General features: G+C 59.6%; 10 protein-coding genes, 2 tRNA genes and 3 rRNA genes. 6 read left to right on the top strand and 9 right to left on the bottom strand.

What is annotated here, in order from left to right:
* The first annotated feature begins 133 nt into the window (after positions 1-133).
* The 4 genes from J3R75_RS09995 (at position 134) to J3R75_RS09980 (ending at position 4,614) form a co-directional block, all read left to right on the top strand.
* Complete coding sequence (locus J3R75_RS09995) at positions 134-1,057, top strand: hypothetical protein (RefSeq protein ID WP_307261382.1); 924 nt, start codon at positions 134-136, stop codon at positions 1,055-1,057.
* Positions 1,058-1,171: 114 nt separating this feature from the next.
* Positions 1,172-3,178: an ATP-dependent helicase gene (locus tag J3R75_RS09990; RefSeq protein WP_307261381.1), complete on the top strand. Its 2,007-nt coding sequence runs from the start codon at positions 1,172-1,174 to the stop codon at positions 3,176-3,178.
* A 22-nt stretch (positions 3,179-3,200) separates the two neighbouring features.
* Positions 3,201-3,899, top strand: coding sequence for a hypothetical protein (locus tag J3R75_RS09985; RefSeq protein ID WP_307261380.1), 699 nt, complete (start codon positions 3,201-3,203; stop codon positions 3,897-3,899).
* A 127-nt stretch (positions 3,900-4,026) separates the two neighbouring features.
* Complete coding sequence (locus J3R75_RS09980; RefSeq protein ID WP_307261379.1) at positions 4,027-4,614, top strand: hypothetical protein; 588 nt, start codon at positions 4,027-4,029, stop codon at positions 4,612-4,614.
* Between the two features lie 531 nt (positions 4,615-5,145).
* On the opposite strand, the gene rrf is transcribed toward J3R75_RS09980, so the two are convergent.
* From rrf to J3R75_RS09940, 8 genes are all read right to left on the bottom strand, one after another.
* Positions 5,146-5,260, bottom strand: a 5S ribosomal RNA gene (rrf, locus tag J3R75_RS09975).
* Between the two features lie 152 nt (positions 5,261-5,412).
* Positions 5,413-8,358, bottom strand: a 23S ribosomal RNA gene (locus tag J3R75_RS09970).
* A 203-nt stretch (positions 8,359-8,561) separates the two neighbouring features.
* Positions 8,562-8,638: transfer RNA gene (locus tag J3R75_RS09965), tRNA-Ile, on the bottom strand.
* A gap of 59 nt (positions 8,639-8,697) precedes the next feature.
* Positions 8,698-8,773: transfer RNA gene (locus J3R75_RS09960), tRNA-Ala, on the bottom strand.
* A 137-nt stretch (positions 8,774-8,910) separates the two neighbouring features.
* Positions 8,911-10,422 (bottom strand): 16S ribosomal RNA (locus J3R75_RS09955).
* The 16S, 23S and 5S rRNA genes sit together here with 2 tRNA genes alongside, the layout of an rRNA operon.
* Before the next feature lie 820 nt (positions 10,423-11,242).
* Entirely contained in the window at positions 11,243-12,502 is a 1,260-nt protein-coding gene (locus J3R75_RS09950; protein WP_307261378.1) for a dihydroorotase, read from the bottom strand.
* Between the two features lie 36 nt (positions 12,503-12,538).
* Entirely contained in the window at positions 12,539-14,554 is a 2,016-nt protein-coding gene (locus J3R75_RS09945) for an ATP-dependent helicase (RefSeq protein ID WP_307261377.1), read from the bottom strand.
* 97 nt (positions 14,555-14,651) lie between these two features.
* Positions 14,652-15,302: a lysophospholipid acyltransferase family protein gene (locus tag J3R75_RS09940; protein ID WP_307261376.1), complete on the bottom strand. Its 651-nt coding sequence runs from the start codon at positions 15,300-15,302 to the stop codon at positions 14,652-14,654.
* A 137-nt stretch (positions 15,303-15,439) separates the two neighbouring features.
* Here J3R75_RS09940 and J3R75_RS09935 point away from each other — a divergent pair, with 137 nt between their 5' ends.
* Positions 15,440-17,386: a sugar phosphate nucleotidyltransferase gene (locus J3R75_RS09935; RefSeq protein ID WP_307261375.1), complete on the top strand. Its 1,947-nt coding sequence runs from the start codon at positions 15,440-15,442 to the stop codon at positions 17,384-17,386.
* A 556-nt stretch (positions 17,387-17,942) separates the two neighbouring features.
* Here J3R75_RS09935 and J3R75_RS09930 read toward each other — a convergent pair.
* Positions 17,943-19,598: an IS1634 family transposase gene (locus J3R75_RS09930; protein WP_307259061.1), complete on the bottom strand. Its 1,656-nt coding sequence runs from the start codon at positions 19,596-19,598 to the stop codon at positions 17,943-17,945.
* Positions 19,599-20,118: 520 nt separating this feature from the next.
* Between J3R75_RS09930 and dprA the strand changes: the two genes are divergently transcribed.
* Complete coding sequence (gene dprA, locus J3R75_RS09925; RefSeq protein ID WP_307261374.1) at positions 20,119-21,246, top strand: DNA-processing protein DprA; 1,128 nt, start codon at positions 20,119-20,121, stop codon at positions 21,244-21,246.
* Positions 21,247-21,309 lie beyond the last annotated feature (63 nt).

Raw genomic sequence — 21,309 nt, 5'->3', positions numbered from 1 at the left:
CGTCCACACCGTCCACACCGTCCACACCGTCCACACCGCCCGTGCCTACCTTTCGCCTTCTCCTTTGAGTCCTCCCTCCTTGATGCTACATTGTTCTTTTGCGTTCATCCCCCACCTCGCCCCGGACCTCACCATGCCCATATTCAGCGAAGAGCTCCTCAACGCCGCCACAAATAACGATCCAAACGCCCTCGCCGAACTGGACGCCCGCGGCTTCCTCTGCGGCAAGGACGAAGACCGCACCGCCTACGTCAACCGCCTCCGCACCCTGCAAAAAAATATAGCGACAATGTCCGACGCGCTGGCGCACAACGGCTTCTACGACATTGAAGGCCTCAAGCTCAACCAGGCCGACATGATCGCGCCGCGCTTCTTCCACGAGGTCAAAGCGACCTGTGAACGCCTCTACGCATTCAGTATCGACTGGGTGCCCGGCTTCTTCATCGATCCGTCCTTCAGTCTCCTCTTCGGTGGCTGTGCGTTCTATTTCTATCCGGATTTCTTCGCCGTCTTCATAATCCGTCGCAGCTTCAAGCAGAAGGACCGCTGGCTGATCTACCGCCGGCAGGAGCTGCTCGCACACGAGCTCTGCCACGTCGCCCGTATCGGCCTGGGCTCAACGACCTACGAGGAAAGCTTCGCCTACCAAACAGCGCAAAGCCCATTCCGGCGCCTCCTTGGCGGTCTCTTCCATCGCCAGCAGGACTCCTTCCTCTTCCTCGGCGTGACCTTTCTCCTCCTGGCGGCGCAAATTCTCCGGACGCAATTCATGCCAGGCCTGCCCATCTGGCCCTTTTGGTCCCTGCTCGCTGCCGTCGTTGCCTGGCTCGCTGCCCGCCACGGCTATTACTGCCGACTCTTCAACAAGGCCCTGAAGACCTGTGCGCGACTGGCCGGCGACAACGCCATGCCCGTCCTCTTCCGCAGCAGCGATCAGGATATCACCGCGCTCGCCGCCATCAGCAACGACGACGACGCCCGCAACTGGCTTGCCAAACGCCGCGAAACATCCCTGCGCTGGCAAGTCATCCACGCGCGCTTCTGCAGCCGCAAATAACCACCAAGCCGCAGCTTGGACGACACGCCGATTCAGCCTTGACTTTTTCACCGTCGCCGTTGTTTTTAGCCCCCCGCGCCATTATTGTTACGATGCTTGTCTACGCAGCCCGCTTTGGGAGATACCCACGCCATCATGACCATCTCTGCCGATATTCTCCGCGACTTGACCGACGCTCAGCTTGAAGCCGTAACCCACCGCCAGGGCCCCATGCTGGTCGTCGCCGGAGCCGGCTCGGGTAAAACCCGCGTGGTCACCCGCCGCATCGCTTATCTCATCGCCCAAGGCACTCGCCCCGATCAAATCCTGGCCATGACCTTTACCAACAAGGCCGCCAACGAAATGAAGGAACGCGTCGCCACTCTGGTCGGCATCGCCCCCCGCAACGTCGGCACTTTCCACAGCTGCTGCGCGCGCTTCCTCAGGCAGGACATCGAACGCCTCAAGGACGGCCGCAACCGCCAATACACCATCTACGACAGCAGCGACCAAAACACCCTCCTCAAACACTGTCTCAAAGACCTTAATCTGCGCAGCAGCGACTGCAGCCCCAACGATGTCGCCCAAGTCATCAGCCGCGCCAAAACCCAGCGACAGGATATCGTGGAGTACATCCACAACCAGTGCCGCTATGACGCCGATACCTACGAAAAAGTCGCCATCGCCTACGAAACCCGCCTCCGCCAGCAAAATGCGGTCGACTTCGACGACCTGCTACTCCTCACCGCCAAAATCCTCAGCGAGTACCCCATCGTCCGCGAAATGTACCAGACGCGCTTCAAATACCTACTCATTGACGAATATCAAGACACCAACCACCTGCAATACGACCTCATGAAACTCCTCTGCGGCGAAGAACAAAACGTCCACGCCACCGGCGACCCAGACCAAAGCATATACTCCTGGCGAGGAGCTGATTACACGAATATCATGAACTTCACCTCCGATTTCCCTGATGCCAGAATCGTCCGCCTCGAACAAAATTACCGCTCGACCCAATGCATCATCCACGCCGCCAATGAACTCATCCACCAGAATGCCTTCCGGCTCGATAAAGATCTCTTCACCGAAAACGAAATTGGCAGCCCGATCCGCGTCATCTCCGTTCCTGACGAAGCCAGCGAGGCGCTGTGGCTCTGCCGCCGCATCAGCGAGCTGTGTACGGAAGGCCATTCCCTGCGCGACATGGCCGTATTCTATCGCACCAACGGCCAGTCGCGCAGTCTCGAAGATGGCTTTATGCGCATGGGCATTCCCTACCAGGTCGTCGGCAATCTTCGCTTCTACGACCGCAAGGAAATCAAAGATCTCCTGGCCTTCCTCCGCCTCAAATGCAACCCGGCAGATCTGGTGTCACTCCAGCGCGTCGTCACCTGCCTGAATTGCGGCGTCGGCCCCAAAAACCTCGCCGCCCTCGTCGCCACCGCCGAACAACATGCTATGCCCGTATTCGATTTGCTCTGCCGTGACGACTTCGCCGCGCTCTTCGGCAAAAATCCTGCTTGGGCGCAGCACTTCTGCCAGTGGTGCCGCGCGCTGCGCGCCCTCCCCGACCAGCCCGTCGACGAGGTCATCGCTGCCGTCCTCGAGCACTCGGGACTCATGCAAAATATCATCGCTAAGGACGACAACGCCGACGACCGCGTCGAAAACATCCACGAGCTCCTGGCCCAGGTCAAGAGCTTCGTCACCAACCACGGCGACTGCACCCTCATTGACTACCTTCAGGAAGTCTCGCTCATCTCTGACCTCGATACCTATGACAGCGAAGCCGACTACGTCTCGCTCATGACTCTCCACTGCGCTAAGGGGCTCGAGTTCCCCTTCGTCTTCATCACCGGCGTCGAAGAGGGCTACCTCCCCCACCAGCACAGCGTCAACACCGCCAATGGCATCGAGGAGGAACGCCGTCTCTTCTACGTCGGGTTGACACGCGCCAAAGCAGAAGTTACGGTTCTCTTTGCCCGCGGACGCTTCACCTGGACCGGCTCCGACCAGCGCGAACCCAGCCGATTCCTGGCCGAACTGCCCGAGGAAGTCGTTCAACAGCAAATCTTCAAGCATCGCCAGGCACCACCCAACCACCGGCGAGGCGCGAATCACTTTGGCTATTCATCTTAACAGCAAATAAAGGAACGAACTCATGCACAGCGCCAAGATCCCATCGACACTCATATTCCTTGCCGTCCTCTCCCTGAGCATCAGCAGCGCTTTTGCCCAAGTGAACAAGTACCGCTGGCTGCAAACCCACCAATGGAGCGGCAGTGGCAATATGGAAACCGAATTCTTCAGTCTTTACGGCAACAAATCCCGCGTGGCATTCACCCCCACCGGTCCCGGTCCCTTCACCATTCTTTTTATTGACACCCAGCATGGCACCCAACAAACCGTCGCTGATCAGGCCGAGGGCTTCGTCATCAATGGCCGGGTCAACATCAACGGCAGCACCAATGCCGGCTATTTTATCATCCGGGCCCCCCGTAACAGCTGGACTGTTTCCATCGAACAACGCCTGGACCCCATTGACGAATGGCGCTTCCGCCAAGATCAAAAAAAGCCCATCAAAGTCAGCAAACTCGGCACCTGGTCCGGTGATAGCGGCCAGGCTGACATCAGTGTCACCGTCCCGGACGGCCACTGGCGACTTCGCTTTGAACAGTTCCAGGCGGGTGCACTTGCCGTCACCGTCACCAACCAGGCCGGTACGCAGGTCGTTTCAACCAGTACCAGCCTCGGCGGCGAACACAGCGCCTGGATACACGGCGCCGGCACCTTCACCATTTCCGTACTAGCCGTGCAAACACCGTGGGTCATCAACGCCGACAAACTGCTTCTTGAGTAATTCACGGCTATGAGCCCGCCGAATGGCCGCCGCCAACCGCATCTCTGCAGCATGGAAGTCCATAATGGCCATTCGCGACCAGCGCTGATACCGTCCAGACCATTTGCTCTCCGGGGAGGTCGACTTTATGCCATTGAAAACGCAGCGCATACACGTTCAAACCTTGGTGGAAATGAACCACTGCGTCGGCATCGCCCGGCGGGACGCCGCATACCAATGCCTGGTCAGTTTTGCCCTCAAGGGCCTGTGGCAACAATCCAGCCAGAAACGCGCCCATGCCTATGAGTTCTGTCTCATGCTCATCCAAGATGCGCTCACTACCACCGAAAAAGCATCCCACATGTGCCGGGAAAGTAAACTCGGCCTGTGGAATAAACCCGTCCTCCATTTCCTGAGGCTGCTCCTGAAACTTATTCAGACCCTCGTCGCCCTCGCCAGCCACGCATCCGTCGTCAAGGAGGAAGCCGAAGTCCTCGCCGACCATCTCGACCAAGATACTTACGCCATGCTCTCCTCGACCTGCCACGACTTCGAAAGCAACGAACAAATCGTCCTTCAGGCCTTCATGCGCACCCTCGCCGTCGGCCAGGCACTCATCAAAGGCAGCTCCGAAAAAAGCCAGGCAATTTTCTCCCCCGACGAAGCACGGCGATACCAACTCGCCTTCGCCGAATACACCAGCCACTACACCACCGCCCAAAACGAAGCCGGGTAAAACGCCCGCATCGCCCCAGACCCGCTAGCCTCGCGCGGCATTGCCGTGAGGCACTGAACGCCCTGCCCATACCCGCCAGCCTCGCGGCATTGCCGTGAGGCACTGAACGCCCTGCCACCCCGCCAGCCTTCGCGCCTTTTTATCGGCGGCGTGAATTGCCGCGCAGCGGCAAGACAGGCCGCCATTTTTCTTTGTCTTCTTCGCGCCTTCGCGCCTTCGCGTGAGGAAAAAAAGGAAGCGCGACGGCCTCGGTAGCCTCACGGCAATGCCGTGAGGCACTGAACGCCCTGCCCCCCCGCCAGCCTTCGCGCCTTTTTATCGGCGGCGTGAATTGCCGCGCAGCGGCAAGACAGGCCGCCATTTTTCTTTGTCTTCTTCGCGCCTTCGCGCCTTCGCGTGAGGAAAAAAAGGAAGCGCGACGGCCTCAGTAGCCTCACGGCATTGCCGTGAGGCGCGGCACTGCCGTGAGGCAAAAAAAAGCCCCGGGGCCCGTCGGTGTAGTATACCAACGGGCCCCGGGCTTAAAAAAAGGACTGGCAGCGCGCTACTTTCCCACGCTCTTGAGCGTAGTATCATCGCCACTGGGGAGCTTAACGGCCGTGTTCGAGATGGGAACGGGTGTGACATCCCCGCCAAAGCCACCAGTCCAAGATGGAAGAAAACCTGCAGTAGTTGTGGAGCTTGAAGAAGCCTCATGTTGTCTGGAACCGTCCGCCGTTCGAGCGGTGGTATCCGATTCGCCTTTGTTTTTCCCGCCGGGACTCCGCCCGTTTGAGGGGCGGGGTGCCGGCGGGAAAGGCGGCCAAGCCTCACGGCCTATCAGAACTGGTCAGGTAAAACCCTCGCGGGTCTTGCGCCTCCAGCCTGTCAACCCGGTCGTCTTCCGGGGGCCTTGAGAGTGCTTGCGCACTGGGATGACTCGTCTTCGGGGGGGCTTGGCGCTTAGATGCTTTCAGCGCTTATCCCTTCGTGGCGTGGCTACCCGGCAATGCCCGTTGGCCGGACAACCGGAACACCAGAGGCCACCCGCTCCCGGTCCTCTCGTACTAAGGAGCGCTCCCGTCAATCATCCTACGCCTGCGGAGGATAAGGACCGAACTGTCTCACGACGTTCTGAACCCAGCTCGCGTAACACTTTAATCGGCGAACAGCCGAACCCTTGGGACCTGCTTCAGCCCCAGGATGTGATGAGCCGACATCGAGGTGCCAAACCGCGCCGTCGCTGTGGACGCTTGGGCGCGATCAGCCTGTTATCCCCAGAGTACCTTTTGTCCGATGAGCAACGGCGATGCCACATTCCACCGCTGGATCACTAGGTCCTGCTTTCGCAGCTGCTCGACCCGTCGGTCTCGCAGTCAAGCCGGCTTATGCCCTTACACTCAACGCACGGTTGCCAACCGCGCTGAGCCGGCCTTCGAGCTCCTCCGTTACATTTTGGGAGGAAACCGCCCCAGTCAAACTGACCGCCTGACACGGTCCCACGCCCGGATTCACGGGTTCGTGGTTAGACAACCAGACACACAAGGGTGGTATCTCACCGATGGCTCCACGGCGGCTGACGCCGCCGTCTCACAGCCTCCCACCTATGCTGCACATGAGTGACCGATTGCCAATGTCAGGCAACAGTGAAGGTTCATGGGGTCTTTCCGTCCTTCCGCAGGTATCCGGCATTTTCACCGGAACTACAACTTCACCGAGATCCACGTTGAGACAGCGCCCAGATCGTTACACGATTCGTGCAGGTCGGAACTTGCCCGACAAGGAATTTCGCTACCTTAGGACCGTTATAGTTACGGCCGACATTCACCGGGGCTTCACTTCAGAGCTTCGCCTTGCGGCTGACCCATCCGTTTGACCTTTCGGCATTGGTCACGTGTCACACCCTATACATCCTCTTGCGAGTTGGCAGAGTGCTGTGTTTTTGCTAAACAGTCGCCTGGGCCTTTTAACTGCGGCTCCCAACAGCAAGCAAATTGCTTTCCTCACCGTCGGGAGCGTCCCTTTTCCCGAAGTTACGGGACTATTTTGCCGAGTTCCTTAACGTGGTTTCTCTCGCGCACCTTGGTCTATTCGACCCATCCACCTGTGTCGGTTTGCGGTACGGTCCGCGTGCCGTTAGCGTCTAGAGGCTTTTCTTGGCGGCATGGCGCAAGCGGCTTCGCCGGCCATTGCTGGCTGGCTCCCCATCACGTCTCAGGTCTATGCGGTGCATTTAACAACCGCGACCCTGCTCGCTTGGACTTCCACTTCCAATCGGAAGCCCGCTCTGCCTTCCGCGTCACCCCATTGACCGGGCACGCGGGTTCAGGAATATTCGCCTGACACCCATCGGCTACGCCTTTCGGCCTCGCCTTAGGAACCGACTGACCCTGGGAGGACGAACCTGGCCCAGGAAACCTTGGATTTACGGTGGGCGGGATTCACACCCGCCTTGTCGTTACTCATGCCTGCATGGTCTCCCGTATGCGGTCCAGGCTTCCTTACGGACACCCTTCACTCCCCATACGGCGCTCTCCTACCAGATCGTTTACAAGAAACGTCTCCGCGACGTCGGCTGCGCACTTCAGTCCCGATCATTTTCGGCGCAAGGTCACTCGGCCAGTGGGCTATTACGCGGTCTTCAAATGATGGCTGCCTCTAAGCCAACATCCTGGCTGTCTGTGCGACCCCACATCCTTCAATCCACTCAGCGCGCGATTAGGGGCCTTAGTCGGCGGTCTGGGCTGTTTCCCTTTCGACTACGGAGCTTAGCCCCCGCAGTCTGACTCCCGTTGTACGCCATGCGGTATTCGGAGTTCGATTGGCGTCAGTACCCCGGTAGGGGTCATCTGCCATTCGGTCGCTCTACCCCCGCATGGTAATGGAACGGGGCTAGCCCTAAAGCTATTTCGGAGAGAACCAGCTATCACTAGGTTTGATTGGCCTTTCACCCCTATCCACAGCTCATCCAAAGGTTTTTCAACACCAACTAGTTCGGCCCTCCACTCCGTGTTACCGGAGGTTCAGCCTGGCCATGGATAGATCACCTAGCTTCGGGTCTGCCGCGCACGACTGAACGCACTGTTCATACTCGCTTTCGCTTCGGCTCCGCCAACGGCTTAACCTCGCCGTGACGCGACAACTCGCAGGCTCATTATGCAAAAGGCATGCGGTCACCCCCGAAAGGGCTCCCGCAGTTTGGAGGCGCATGATTGCAGGGTCTATTTCACTCCCCTAGACGGGGTTCTTTTCACCTTTCCCTCACGGTACTGGTTCACTATCGGTCGACGGCTAGTATTGAGCCTTGGAGGGTGGGCCCCCCAGATTCAGACAGGGTTTCACGTGTCCCGTCCTACTTGGGATACCCGTAGACTTCCAGCGGATTTTCGCACACGGGGCTGTCACCCTCTGCGGCGCCTCTTTCCAAAGGCTTGTGCTAATCGGCTGGTCATCATGACCGGGTCCCGCAACCCCACAGAGCACGCTCCGTGGTTTGGGCTCGTCCGCGTTCGCTCGCCACTACTTGCGGAATCTCATTTGATTTCTTTTCCTCCGGGTACTGAGATGTTTCACTTCCCCGGGTGTCGCCTCTGCACACTATGTATTCATGTACAGATGATATCCCATGACGGATACCGGATTGCTCCATTCGGAAACCCACGCTTCACAGGCTGCCTGCGCCTCTGCGTGGACTATCGCGGCTTGCCGCGTCCTTCATCGCCTGCCGTCGCCAAGGCATTCATCATGCGCCCGAACAGCTTGGCCGCCAAATTGGTACTGGCGGTCGGATACTGTCCGGTTCCATTGCGCGTTCCTTGATCCCCCGGCCCGACATGGACAGGGTGGAACGCGCGGTTCAACATTCTTCTTCTTCTGATTCTTCACTACTGCAGATTTTCAAAGAGCAACACCAAGGCAACAGGCTTGGACCCTCGCGGATCTTTACCGTGTTGCTTCAGCGGAAAATATGGTGGGCGCGCCTGGACTCGAACCAGGGACTTCGTCCTTATCAGAGACGCGCTCTAACCAACTGAGCTACGCGCCCACATTGTTCCGGTCCGGCTGGCCTGGAGAACGCGTCTCCGGGTACACCGCCAGTAAAGCTGGTGGAGCCGGTGGGACTCGAACCCGCGGCATCCTGCTTGCAAAGCAGGCGCTCTACCAACTGAGCTACGGCCCCAGTAAAACGGCCTCGAGCCGCCCATTTTTTTCTTGTTGCACCAAAGAGCTGATCCTTTGGCTGCTGAGCAGCGAAATATAATGACTGACATTGCCACGCCGGCACGCGCAGATCTTGCGATCCTTGCGTTTCCTTAGAAAGGAGGTGATCCAGCCGCTGGTTCCCCAACGGCTACCTTGTTACGACTTCATCCCAGTCGCCGGGCCCACCTTTGGCACCTGCCTCCCTTGCGGGTCAGCTCAGTGGCTTTGGGTGAGACCGACTTCCATGATGTGACGGGCGGTGTGTACAAGGCCCGGGAACGTATTCAAGGGACCGTAGCTGATGTCCCTTTACTAGCGATTCCGACTTCATGCAGCCGAGTTGCAGGCTGCAATCCGAACTGGGGCGGGTTTTGGAGGTTCGCCACATCTCGCGATGCAGCAGCCCATTGTACCCGCCATTGTAGCACGTTTGCGGCCCCAGGTGTAAGAGCCATACGGACTTGACGTCATCCGCGCCTTCCTCCCGCTTGACACGGGCAGTCCCGCCAGAGTCCCCAACATTACTTGATGGTAACTGGCAGTACGGGTTGCGCTCGTTGCCGGACTTAACCGAACACCTCACGGCACGAGCTGACGACAGCCATGCAGCATCTGTGCTTCCGTCCCGAAGGAAAGGCGTCTTTCAACGCCGGTCGAAAGCATGTCAAACCTGGGTAAGGTTCTTCGCGTTGCCTCGAATTAAGCAACATGCTCCACCGCTTGTGCGGGCCCCCGTCAATTCCTTTGAGTTTTAGCCTTGCGGCCGTAGTCCCCAGGCGGTGTGCTTACCGCGTTAGCTTGGACACGGATGGGGCCGAACCCACCCACATCTGGCACACAACGTTTACGGCGTGGACTACCAGGGTATCTAATCCTGTTTGCTACCCACGCTCTCGTCCCTGAGGGTCAGTTACAAGCCAGCAGACCGCCTTCGCCATCGGTGTTCTTCCAGATATCTACGCATTCCACCGCTACACCTGGAATTCCGTCTGCCCTTCTTGCACTCTAGCCCGCCCGTACCCGCCGCAGGTCCAAGGTTGAGCCTTGGAATTTCACGGCAGGCGTGGCAGGCCCCCTGCGGACCCTTTACGCCCAGTAAATCCGAATAACGCTCGCCACCCACGTGTTACCGCGGCTGCTGGCACGTGGTTAGCCGTGGCTTCCTTTTCCGGTACCGTCATTGTTTTCGTCCCGGATGACAGAGGTTTACAACCCGAAGGCCTTCATCCCTCACGCGGCATCGCTCCGTCAGGCTTGCGCCCATTGCGGAAGATTCTCGACTGCAGCCTCCCGTAGGAGTCTGGGCAGTGTCTCAGTCCCAGTGTGGGTGACCATCCTCTCAGACCACCTACCCGTCGTAGCCTTGGTGGGCCATTACCCCGCCAACAAGCTAATGGGCCGCGAGCCCCTCTCCGGACTATAAATATTTTAACATTAGACCATGCGGCCCAATGTCTTCATCCGGTTTTAGACCAAGTTTCCCTGGATTATTCCGGATCCGGAGGCAGGTTGCTCACGTGTTACTCACCCTTTCGCCACTTTCTCCCCGAAGGGAGTACGTTCGACTTGCATGCCTAATCCATGCCGCCAGCGTTCATTCTGAGCCAGGATCAAACTCTCCATTACGAAAAGTTCGAACGCATCCCCGAAGGAATGCCCTGTTCTTTAATAACTTCTCAAGGGGGGGTGACAGCGTACGCCACATTCCCGAAGGAACGCGCTTTGTTGCTGCCACCGATAATTCAATTCATCGTGACAATCGCACTATATTTCGCTGCTCAGTTGCCAAGGAGCTTTTCCTGCCTCAGGTGAGGCGGAGCATTACTTTATCGGAGCTTTTCACTTTCGCAAGCCCAGCCAGAACTTTTTTTGGAAATTCTGTTTGGATCAGGCGCAAAGCATTCCGTCCGAGTTACTTACTGTAAACCGCCTTTGGCGATCTGCAAGCCCCTCGGCCAGCTTTCTCCAATAATTTTTTTGCTAAGGATCTCTGCGACCCGTTTGGGGGGCGCGAAGCATTACTATGCCACGCCTTCGCCAACTAGCAAGCCCGCAAGCCGCAAAAAGACGAATTTTTCAGCCTTTTTACGCCACCGGCCATACAGATCTGGACGCCCCGGCTTCCGGTCGTGGTGCGGGGAGCTTTTTTTATCCACAGATGTCGCAGATTACCGCAGATTCTTTTTGAGATTGGTTGTTGGCAGTCCAAGGCCTCTTTCAGCGTCAAGACGTCCTCGGGTGTCCATGGCGGCCCCGTCCCGGCGTTCCTATCCCGGCCGTAGCGCGTACATATCCCGGCCGTAGCGCGTACATATCCCGGCCGTAGCGCGTACATATCCCGGCCGTAGCGCGTACATATCCCGGCCGTGGAGTGGGCGTCCCGCCCACTCCGACAAGACGGCTCATTTCCCGCACTCGCCATCCACGCCGACCGTACCTGGCCCGTCTATCGACTGCTTCCGACCAGGGTCCCGACGACCTTACCGCGGCATTGCCAGCCGTCGTATGGGCAATTGCGGGAGCGTGAGGCGAAGGACTCGACACTGATGCTGTGCTTGGCGTCCAGGTCGAGGATAGTGACATCAGCCGTAGCACCGAGTTCGAGGCTACCCACGGGTAGGCCCAGTACCTTTCTGGGGCCAACGGTGAAGAGCGCGATGAGCTGCGGGAGCGTGAGCACGCCTTTATTATAGAGTTCAGAGAAGCAGAGTGGCACGGCGGCTTCGAGGCCGATGATACCGAAGGGCGCTTTAGTCCAGCCGGCGGCTTTCTCGTCGGCGCTATGCGGCGCGTGGTCGGTAGCGATGGCGCAGAGTGTGCCATCGCGCAAGCCGTCGATAAGCGCCTGGCGGTCGGCTTCTTCGCGGAGCGGCGGGGCCATTTTGGCATTCACGCCGAAAGTCCGGCAGGCTTCGTCGGTTAGGAAGAGATGATGGGGGCAGGCCTCGCCGGTGACGGGCAGACCGTGCTGCTGGGCCAGGCGGAGCATCGCGACCGATCCGGCTGAGCTCAGATGCTGCAAGTGTAGCCGGCAGCCGGTCTCGGCAGCGAGAATGATGTCCCGCGCCACAATGACTTCCTCAGCCGAACGCGGCTGGCCAGGCAGCCCCAGCTCGCGGGCGACGGCACCATCGTGCATGACGCCCGGACGGGCGAGGCTGCAGTCCTCGCAGTGGTCGATTACGGCAATGCCGGCCGCGGCGGCAGCGATCATCGCCTGACGCATAACGCCGGCCAGCTGGGGCGTGCTGCCGTCGTCGGTGACCACGGGCGCACCGGCGGCTTTCAGGCCGGCGATGTCGGTCACCGCCTCGCCCTGCCGGCCCACGGTCAGCGCGCCGGCCTGCAGCACATGCACCGCGCCATCGGCGGCGGCCTTGCGCAGCACGTCGGCCAAGACCGTCGGATTATCGACTGTCGGGACGGTGTTGGGCATGGCCAGCACCGTGGTAAAACCACCGGCAGCGGCCGCGGCCGTGCCGCTGCGAATGTCCTCCTTGTGCGTCTGGCCGGGATAGCGCAAATGCACGTGAAGATCAATGAACCCGGGTGCCACCACTTTGCCCTGCAGATGGAGTCGCTCGGGATCGCGCAGAGTCGCCGGATCGACAATCACGCCATCGCGAATACCGATGTCACGCTGGTCATCATAGGCATTGAGGGGGTCGACGACCCGGGCACCAACTAAAAGCAGTTCGTCAGTCATGGCTATGTCCTGTGCTTGGCGCTAATGGCGCTACGGTTATTCCTGTGGCTTGAATTGCGCGCGCATCTGCGCGAGATACTTCTTGATGTCCGTGTCGGATGCCGGCGCTATCGCCAGCTTCGGCGTCGTGAAAACAACGTCGTCCGCAGGCAACTCGTCAAGAAATTTTGACGGTCGTTTGGCGACGACGCGGTTCATAACGCGGCGGCGTTCCGCGTAACTCAGCACAAGTTCCTGTTTGGCACGGGTGATGGCGACGTAGCAGAGCCGGCGCTCCTCTTCCTCATTGCCCTCGTCGAGGGCCATCTGATTGGGAAAAAGGCCCTGTTCCATGCCGACGACCAGCACCACGGGGTATTCCAGGCCTTTGGCGGCATGGACAGTCATCAGCGTCACCGCGTTGTCGCCGGTGTTGCGGTCTTTCTCCCGGCGGTCATTGGCATCGTGCAAGGCAAAGATTTCCAAGTACTCACCGAGCGTGCCGGCGGGATTACGCTGGTCGAATTCAGCCATGGAGGACAGAAATTCGAGCACGTTATCGCGTCGCTGCAGGGCGTCTTCGCGCGGTTTGTACATCTGCGCCAGGCCCTCAATGTAGCGGATCGCCTTGAGATATTTCTCGGTCTTGGTGAAGATGCAGCCGGGCGTGGCGAAGTCGTGGCGGGCCTCGGCGAGCAGTTTGTGGAAATCGGCGAGGTTCCGGGCGCTGTCGGCGGGGATAGCCTGCAGCAACGCGTTATTGGTGAGCAGTTCGCCCAGCGGGGCGCCGCTGATCTGGCCGAGCTCGCGCAATTTATCCACCGTTACCTCGCCGGCGCCACGCGGCGGCACATTGATGATACGCAGCAGGGCCAGATTGTCGCGGGGGTTTTGGATCAGCTGCAGGAAACTGATGACATCCAGGATTTCCTTGCGCTGATAGAATGAATTGGCGCCGACGAGCACGTAGGGCACGCGGCGTTTGCGGAAGGTCTCCTCCAGCACTCGCGTCTGATGACCGGCGCGGACGAGCACGGCAAAACGCTGCCACTGGCTGCCACCGGACTTGCCGAGGATGTACTCCGCCGCAAAATTGGCCTCGTCGTGCTCATCCAGACAGCACACCGCCAGGAGTTTCTCGCCCTGGCCTTCTTCGGACCAGAGGTTTTTGACGCGACGGCTTTTGTTTTTGCTGATCAGCACGTTTGCGGCGTGGAGAATGCGGTTCGTTGACCGGTAGTTCTGTTCCAGGCGAATTACTCGCGCCGCCGGGAAATGCGTTTCGAATTCGAGGATGTTGCCCAAGTCGGCGCCCCGCCAGCCGTAGATGGACTGGTCGTCATCGCCGACGACGCAGATGTTCGCCCGGCTGCCGGCCAGCAGCACCATGAGACGCAGCTGCACGGCGTTGGTGTCCTGGTACTCGTCAATCATCAGGTAGCGATAGCGTTCCCGGTATTGCGCGAGGACCTGTGGCTGCTCCGTCCACAGCCGCACCGTCAGCCCGAGCAGATCGTCAAAATCGACCAAGTCCATCTGCTGCAGGCGTTTCTGATACTGCTGATAGACCGTGGCCAAATCGGCGGCGTAGGGCAGTTCTTTCCTGCGCATATCGTCGGGAGTTTCCAGCGCGGACTTCGCCCGGCTGATCAGCGCCAACCACAGATTGGGCGAGCAGCCCTCTCGTACCATGTTCAGCTGCGTGGCGATTTCGCGGATGAGCCCCTTCTGATAGCCCTCGGTCGCGATGGTGAAATTGTTGCCGTAACCCAACAGATGAATATGCCGCCGCAGAACCTGCACGCAGAACGCATGGAAAGTGTTCACCGTGATCTTCTCGGCCACCGCCGGGGTCAGCAGCCCCGCGACGCGCTCACGCATCTCTTTCGCGGCCTTGTTGGTAAAGGTCACCGCCAGGATCGCCTCGGGTGGCACGTCATGGCGGATCAGATTGGCGATGCGGTGGATAATCACCCGGGTCTTGCCCGTGCCCGCACCAGCCAGCAGCAGCAGGGGGCCGTCCAGGCACTCGACAGCCGCTTGCTGCGATGGATTGAGTTTTGCTGTCGACATCCGTCTCCTTGCTACACACCCCGCCCCCCGGACCAACGTCCTCCCAGCAGCAGCATGATATGTCACCCGGCGCATCAAAAAACGCCGGCGTTCCTGTTCAATCTTCGTTGATCGCCAGCAGCGCCTGGCGAACGCGCTCGGCGGCGGCTTCCCGTTCTTCACCAGGCGCCACAAACAGCAGCGCGCCCAAGCGCAGCGTCACCCGGGAAAAAGGCCAGGGAATCTGCGTACCGTCCCAGTTCTTGAGATTCCAGCGCTTCGGCGCGTTCAGCGCTATCGGCAAAATCGGCGCACCGCTGCGCATGGCCAACGCGACGGCGCCATGCTGCACCGTGTAACGCGGGCCGCGCGGACCGTCTACCGTCAGGATGGGTGAGTAACCTGCCTGCAATTCCCGGCTCAGCGCTAGAAATGCCGCACGCGCACCACGGCTTGACGAGCCCCGCACCACCCGCAACTTGAAAAAGCGCACGAAGGCCGCCACGTAACCGCCATCACGGGACGCGCTGATCAACACCACCATGCGTTCCAAAAAACCCCGGGGCGCCAACGCTGGCAAAAACAGTATCCGATTATGCCAGATCGGCACGATGATCGGCCACGGCTCGTGCCGTGTCAACCAGCCGTGGGGGTCCTCAACGCGCAGCCGGTACGTCGTGGCTATCAGTTTCACCAGCCCCGCCAACAGCCCCGCCAGCCACGTCGGCATGTGCTTTTTGTTCTTGAAGGTAAAGATTTTGCGGACCATGAATGCACTTTCGGGAACCTGGACGGGGGCGCGTCCGCAGCACGGCCGACGCCGCTTCTTCTTGTGTCCTGCGGACAACGTGGTAAAATACTGCACGGACCCGCCTCTCACAACTCCACCCCAGCATATCGGAAACTATGTCCAGCAAAACCCATGACATCTTCGTGCCCGGCCGCCTCTGCCTCTTCGGTGAGCATTCCGACTGGGCCGGCGCCTACCGCCGTTTCAACGCCGCCATCGCGCCGGGTCAAGTGATCCTCGCCGGCACCAACCAAGGCATTTACGCGCGCGTCCGGCCACTGACCGGCGAGCTCAAACTGCGCTCGCTGCTCCCCGATGGCAGCGTCCACGAAGCCTGCTACCCCATGCAACGCAAAGCCCTTCTTGAAGCCGCCGCCCGCGGCGATTTCTTCAGCTACGCGGCCGGTGTCGCCCATTTCATGCTGACCTTCTATCAGGTGGACGGCCTTGAGCTGGACAACTATCAGACCACCATGCCCGTCAAAAAAGGCCTGAGCTCCTCGGCGGCCTTCTGCGTCCTGGTGGCCAGGGCCTTTGGCCACGCCTACGACCTGAAAATGACCGTCCGCGCGGAAATGGAAGCGGCCTACCAGGGCGAGATATTGACCCCGTCGCGCTGCGGCCGGATGGACCAGGGCTGCGCCTTCGGCCAGGGCGCCGTGCGCATGACCTTCGATGGCGACATGCTCAGCACCCAGCGCTTGAAGATCGGCGCGCCCATCTATCTTCTGGCTGCCGACCTGCAAGGCAAGAAAAACACGATCCGCATTTTGGCAGACTTGACGAAGGCCTATCCATTTCCGACTACGCCGCAGGATAAAAACGTCATCCACTATCTCGGCGCCATCAACAGCGACATCGTCGTTGCAGCCGAAGCGTTGCTGGCAAAAGGCGATGCCGCCGGCCTGGGCGCCCTCATGACCCGCGCTCAGGAGCTCTTCGATCACCACCTGGCGCCGGCCTGCCCGTCGGAACTGACGGCGCCCAAACTCCACGCCGTGCTGGCTGATGCGACAGTGCACAGCCTCAGCTACGGCGGGAAGGGCGTGGGCTCCCAAGGCGACGGCTGCGTCCAATTCGTCACCCGCGGCCAGAGCGAACGCGACCAGCTCGCCGCATACCTCAACAGCCAGTACGGCATGGACTGCTACCCGCTGGACCTGCTGCCACCCAAGGTTCTGCGCAAAGCCGTCATTCCCGCCGCCGGCCTCGGCACCCGCATGTTCCCGGCCACCAAGGCCGTCAAAAAGGAGATGTTCCCCGTCATCACTCCCGACGGCGTCTGCAAGCCGATCATCCAGACCATCATCGAAGAGGCCATCGATGCCGGCGCCGAAGAAATCGCCATCATCGTCCGCCCCGAAGACGAGAAGGTCTTCGCCGACTATTTTGCGCCCGTCGCTGACGCCTACTACGAACGCCTCCCCGAAGCCGCACGCCAGCAAAGCCGGGTTCTGGCCGGGATTGGCCAGCGCCTGACCTTCATTCACCAGAAGGAAGCCATGGGCTTCGGCCACGCGGTGTACTGCGCCAAAGACTGGGTCGGCAACGAGCCCTTCCTGCTCCTGCTGGGCGATCACATCTACGCATCCCGCACGACAGTCAACTGCGCGGCGCAACTGCTTGACGCCTTCACCCGCCACGGCCGCAAAAGCATCGTCAGTCTCTACACCGCCCCCGGCACCGACGTGCATCACTACGGCACAGTCACCGGCACCTGGGTCGATGAGCAACAGAAGGTCCTCGCCCTCAGCGAATTCGCGGAAAAGCCCAGTCTGGACTACGCACGCGAACACCTCGCTATGCCCGGCCTGGGCGACGACCAGTTCCTCTGCGTCTACGGCCAGTACATCCTCACCCCCGAAATCTTCGCCATCCTCGGCCGCCATATCTCCGAGGGCATCCGCCAACGCGGCGAAGTCCAGCTCACCACCGCGCTTGATGTCCTCCGTGAAAGCGACGGCATGCTCGGCTTCCTGGTCGATGGCGATCACTACGACACCGGCCAGCCCTTCGCCTACCTGCAAAGCCTGCAGGACTACGGCCACGCCCAGAAGGCCTGAACACGGCCTGCCCGCAGCTATCGCGAGCCCCGGCGGCCGACGCCGCTGCCGCAAATATCTGCGGTAATCAAGGTCGGATAGTTGGGCGGCGGTTGGCCGTGGGTGTCCGGCACATTGTCCCCGGTGTTTTCCCCACCGGGGTGGTTCCTTACCGATTCCGTCTCGCGGCCGTGGAGTGGGCGTCTCGCCCACTCCGACAAGACGGCTCATAAAACCGTCCTCGTCATCCACGCCGACCGTAGCCGGCCCGTCTTCCCCGCCCCACGAGCCGTGCGCACAACGGCTGGAAGCCGCTGCTACTCTGGGCCCGCTATGACGCCGCTGCCGCAAAGGTCGGCGGTAGTCAAGGTCGGATGGCTAGGCGGCGACTGGCCGTGGGTGTCCGGCAAATTGTCCCCGGTGTTTTCCCCACCGGGATGGTTACTTACCGATTACGTCTCGCGGCCGTGGAGTGGGCGTCTCGCCCACTCCGACAAGACGGCTCATTATACCGGAAGTTTGAGGGCCTCGCCGTGATTTCCTGCGTGGGTCGGGGAAATTTCAGCGAAATTTCGCTCTACCCACGTAGGAAACTTTTGCTGATGGCGGATGCGCTCAATCCGGCCAGCTTGAGTAGCTGCCGGCATTGAGCCTCCGGCTGGCTCAACTGCTCATGGACTTCGTCTCCCAACTTGATTTTCCCTATTTGCAGCTCGCCCAGCTTGCTCCAGGCCGTTTGCAATGAAACACGCAGGTCTCCTTGCGGCTCCGTGAATTCCGCCAGTTTGTGGCGGGCCTTCCAGATGATCATGTATGCCAGCATGCAGACAAAAATGTGCGCCTTGACCCGCTCCGGATTCCACAGACGAATGGGGCGCATGAAGATATCCGTCGTCTTCATGGTTCGAAAGGTCTGTTCCACTTGCTGAAGTCCACGGTATTCATCCCGTGTCTGCTCGGCGCTTATGTCCAGGATATCGGTGGTAAACACATAGAAGCCGTCCATGGCGCGGTAGGACTCAATGAGTTCGTCCTTGCGGCGATAGCTGAAACGTCCTTCGCCATAGTCGACATCGAAGAAGCGCGCGCATTTCCATTTGTCGAACTTGGAGAACAACCTTTTGGCGATGAGTTTTTCCTGACGCAGACGCCCTTTTTGCACACTGGCTTCAATACCTTTGAGGACGGCCTCCGTTTTTTCGAGCATTCTATCGCGGTCGGCGCAGTTGCGTTCCTCCAACTCGGGGTTGTAGGATAGCACATAGTTGATTCCGTCATGCGACACTTGCACCAGCCTGGTGCGGTCAAACAAAGACAGCTGCAACGGGTGATCGTCATCCTCGACAAAGCGGGTGAACTCGTCGCGACTCAAGGCCGTGATGTACTTGATTTTCTCATATTCCCTGGCAGTCAGGTCGTTGCGTCTCGCCCGCGTCAGCATGCCCCGATCTCCAATGAAGACCATTTCCTCGATCCCGAACTTTTTCCTCATCGAGTCAATTCTGTCCATGACGGTGCTTTGGTCGCTGGTGTTTCCTTCGAAGACCTCCACACTTACGGGACAGCCAGCCTGGTCGGTGAGCATGCCGATGACGATTTGCTTCTTGCCTTGCTTGTGATCACGATTGTAGCCGAAAGCCTCCAGCGGGCACGCATTGCCCTCAAAATAACTGCTGGTGATGTCGTACAGGAACATGCGCGATTGGTTCGGATGATTCCGTTTGAACAGATAGTGTTCGATGGTATCCTGGCAGGGAAACAAATGATCCAGAGCATAATACATCTGCTCCAGCTTGATATCCTCGTCGTCCAAACCGCATACCCGGGACAGACCGCTGCCTGGCAGGTTTTCAAACAGCGACTTCCGGGAATGCGGAAAGGCCTCCACGACTCGATCAAGGATCAAGGCGAGAACCACTTTTCGATCCCGTTCGGGCAGGCAAGCCAGCGCGTCAAGGATGCCTAGTTCATCAGCAAAGTGATGCGCCACGGCCTCCGCGCCAAGCGGAATGGCCGACAAAAACTCGACCTTGAGATTGGTGTCACTGGATTCGCCATTTGACGAAAGAGAGTTGCTGATGGCCTTGACCGCTTCGGGAGGAAGCCCAGCCAAACTGGCCACACGCTTGAAGGTAGGCGTGCCCTTCGCTGTCCGGTAGCTGTACCCGATCCAAGAATAATGGTAGATTTTCCCGTGCTGCGTCTTCTTGAATTGCTGAACCCGGTATTTCATAGTCTGCCCCATTTTAACTAGCCTACAATACTTAAGTACAGATAGAAAATAATATAACACAAATTTTTGTCAAGTATCTAGACTACATTTCGAGCAAAAAAAAGAAAATTAGGCACGATTGTGTTGAAAACCCCTCAAACTTCCGTTATACCGTCCTCGTCATCCACGCCGACCGTACCCGGCCCGTCTCCCCCGCCGCACGAGCCGTGCACACAGCGGCTGGAAGCCGCTGCTACTCCGGGCCCGCTATGACTCCGCTGCCGCAATGGTCGGCGGTAACCAAGGTCGATTGGCTAGGCGGCGGTTGGCCGTGGGTTTCCGGCAAATTGTCCCCGGTGTTTTCCCCACCGGGGTGGTTATTGACCTCTTCCCAGCGACGTCTTGGGAGACTGTCAAAATCCAGGGCGCCTTACCTTTGTCATGATAGTGAATGATACTCTATGTTACTTCATGACAGTGTCTTGCAATTATCCATGGACCGCCCACGGTATAGGCTGCGCCCTCGTACTGCGGAGAAACCATGGACCATCGCACCGCCTTGATCATCCTCAATATGCTGCCCGGCATCGGCCCGGGCCGCAAACACCTGCTCGTCACCTATTTCGGGTCTGCCGAAGCCGCCCTGGCTGCCTCGGAAGACGCCCTGCAACGCGTCCCCGGTATCGGCCCGCGCCTGGCGCCGACCCTGCATCACTGGCAGGATTTCTGCGACCTCGACAGCGAGATACGCCTGATGGAGCAGTCCGGCGTCACCTTGATTACTGAGGAGGACGACGCCTACCCGCCGCTCCTGCACGAAATCCACGACCCGCCTATCTGTCTCTACGTGCGCGGCTCGCTGGACGCCCTGCGCAACAGCAGCGGCGCCATCGCCATCGTCGGCTCACGCCACACGACCTTCTACGGCCAGCGCATGGCCGACAACATCGGCGCCGCCGCCAGCTACGCCGGCTGGCCGGTGGTGTCGGGCCTGGCCCGGGGCATCGACACCGTCGCCCACGAGGCCTGCCTCCGCGCCGGCGGCTGCGCCATCGCCGTCATCGGCAGCGGCCTCTGCTACCTCTACCCGCAGGAAAATGTCGGCCTCGCTATGCGCATCGCCCAGGCCGGCGGCGCCGTCATCAGCGAATTTCCCATGCGTTACCGGCCGGACAAACGCAGTTTCCCCATGCGCAACCGCATCATCGCCGGCATTGCCCTGGGCACTATCGTCGTTGAAGCCGGCCTACAGTCCGGCAGCCTCATCACCGCCGCCCAGGCGCTGGATCAGAACCGCGCCGTCTTCGCCGTGCCAGGACAAGTCGATACGCCCTTTGCCCGCGGCTGCCACGCGCTGATCAAGGAAGGCGCCAAGCTTATTGAGTCCTTCCAAGACGTCATTGAGGACTTCACTCTCCTCCCCGGTATGAAAGAAGATGCACTCGACGCCAAACGGCCTACCGTCACCACCGTTAATCCCCACCATGAATTGCATTTGCAGGGCCTGGAACACACATTATGGACTTTTTTGCAGGAAAATGAAATGAGCATCGACGACCTCATTGTCCAGTCCGGGCAGGAAACATCAAGCGTCCTGGCCGCATTACTGACTCTGGAAATGAAGCATTTGGTCAAGCAGCTCCCCGGCAAGCGCGTCGTCAAGCTATAGTATAGACTCCAAATACACCCAGCTGGCAGTGGCAACGCGCATCGCGCCCCGCAGTCAGTGTGC

The organism is Oligosphaera ethanolica (assembly GCF_030814695.1).
Taxonomy (GTDB): domain Bacteria; phylum Verrucomicrobiota; class Lentisphaeria; order Oligosphaerales; family Oligosphaeraceae; genus Oligosphaera; species Oligosphaera ethanolica.
Note: the sequence above shows the minus strand (reverse complement) of the source record. Positions and strands in the feature narration are given on the sequence as shown.

Excerpts from the sequence above, each read along its gene's own strand:
- J3R75_RS09995 (WP_307261382.1), top strand. The coding sequence starts at position 134 with ATGCCCATATTCAGCGAAGAGCTCCTCAACGCCGCCACAAATAACGAT.
- J3R75_RS09985 (WP_307261380.1), top strand. The coding sequence starts at position 3,201 with ATGCACAGCGCCAAGATCCCATCGACACTCATATTCCTTGCCGTCCTC.
- J3R75_RS09980 (WP_307261379.1), top strand. The coding sequence starts at position 4,027 with ATGCCATTGAAAACGCAGCGCATACACGTTCAAACCTTGGTGGAAATG.
- J3R75_RS09950 (WP_307261378.1), bottom strand. The coding sequence starts at position 12,502 with ATGACTGACGAACTGCTTTTAGTTGGTGCCCGGGTCGTCGACCCCCTC.
- J3R75_RS09945 (WP_307261377.1), bottom strand. The coding sequence starts at position 14,554 with ATGTCGACAGCAAAACTCAATCCATCGCAGCAAGCGGCTGTCGAGTGC.
- J3R75_RS09940 (WP_307261376.1), bottom strand. The coding sequence starts at position 15,302 with ATGGTCCGCAAAATCTTTACCTTCAAGAACAAAAAGCACATGCCGACG.
- J3R75_RS09935 (WP_307261375.1), top strand. The coding sequence starts at position 15,440 with ATGTCCAGCAAAACCCATGACATCTTCGTGCCCGGCCGCCTCTGCCTC.
- J3R75_RS09930 (WP_307259061.1), bottom strand. The coding sequence starts at position 19,598 with ATGAAATACCGGGTTCAGCAATTCAAGAAGACGCAGCACGGGAAAATC.
- dprA (WP_307261374.1), top strand. The coding sequence starts at position 20,119 with ATGGACCATCGCACCGCCTTGATCATCCTCAATATGCTGCCCGGCATC.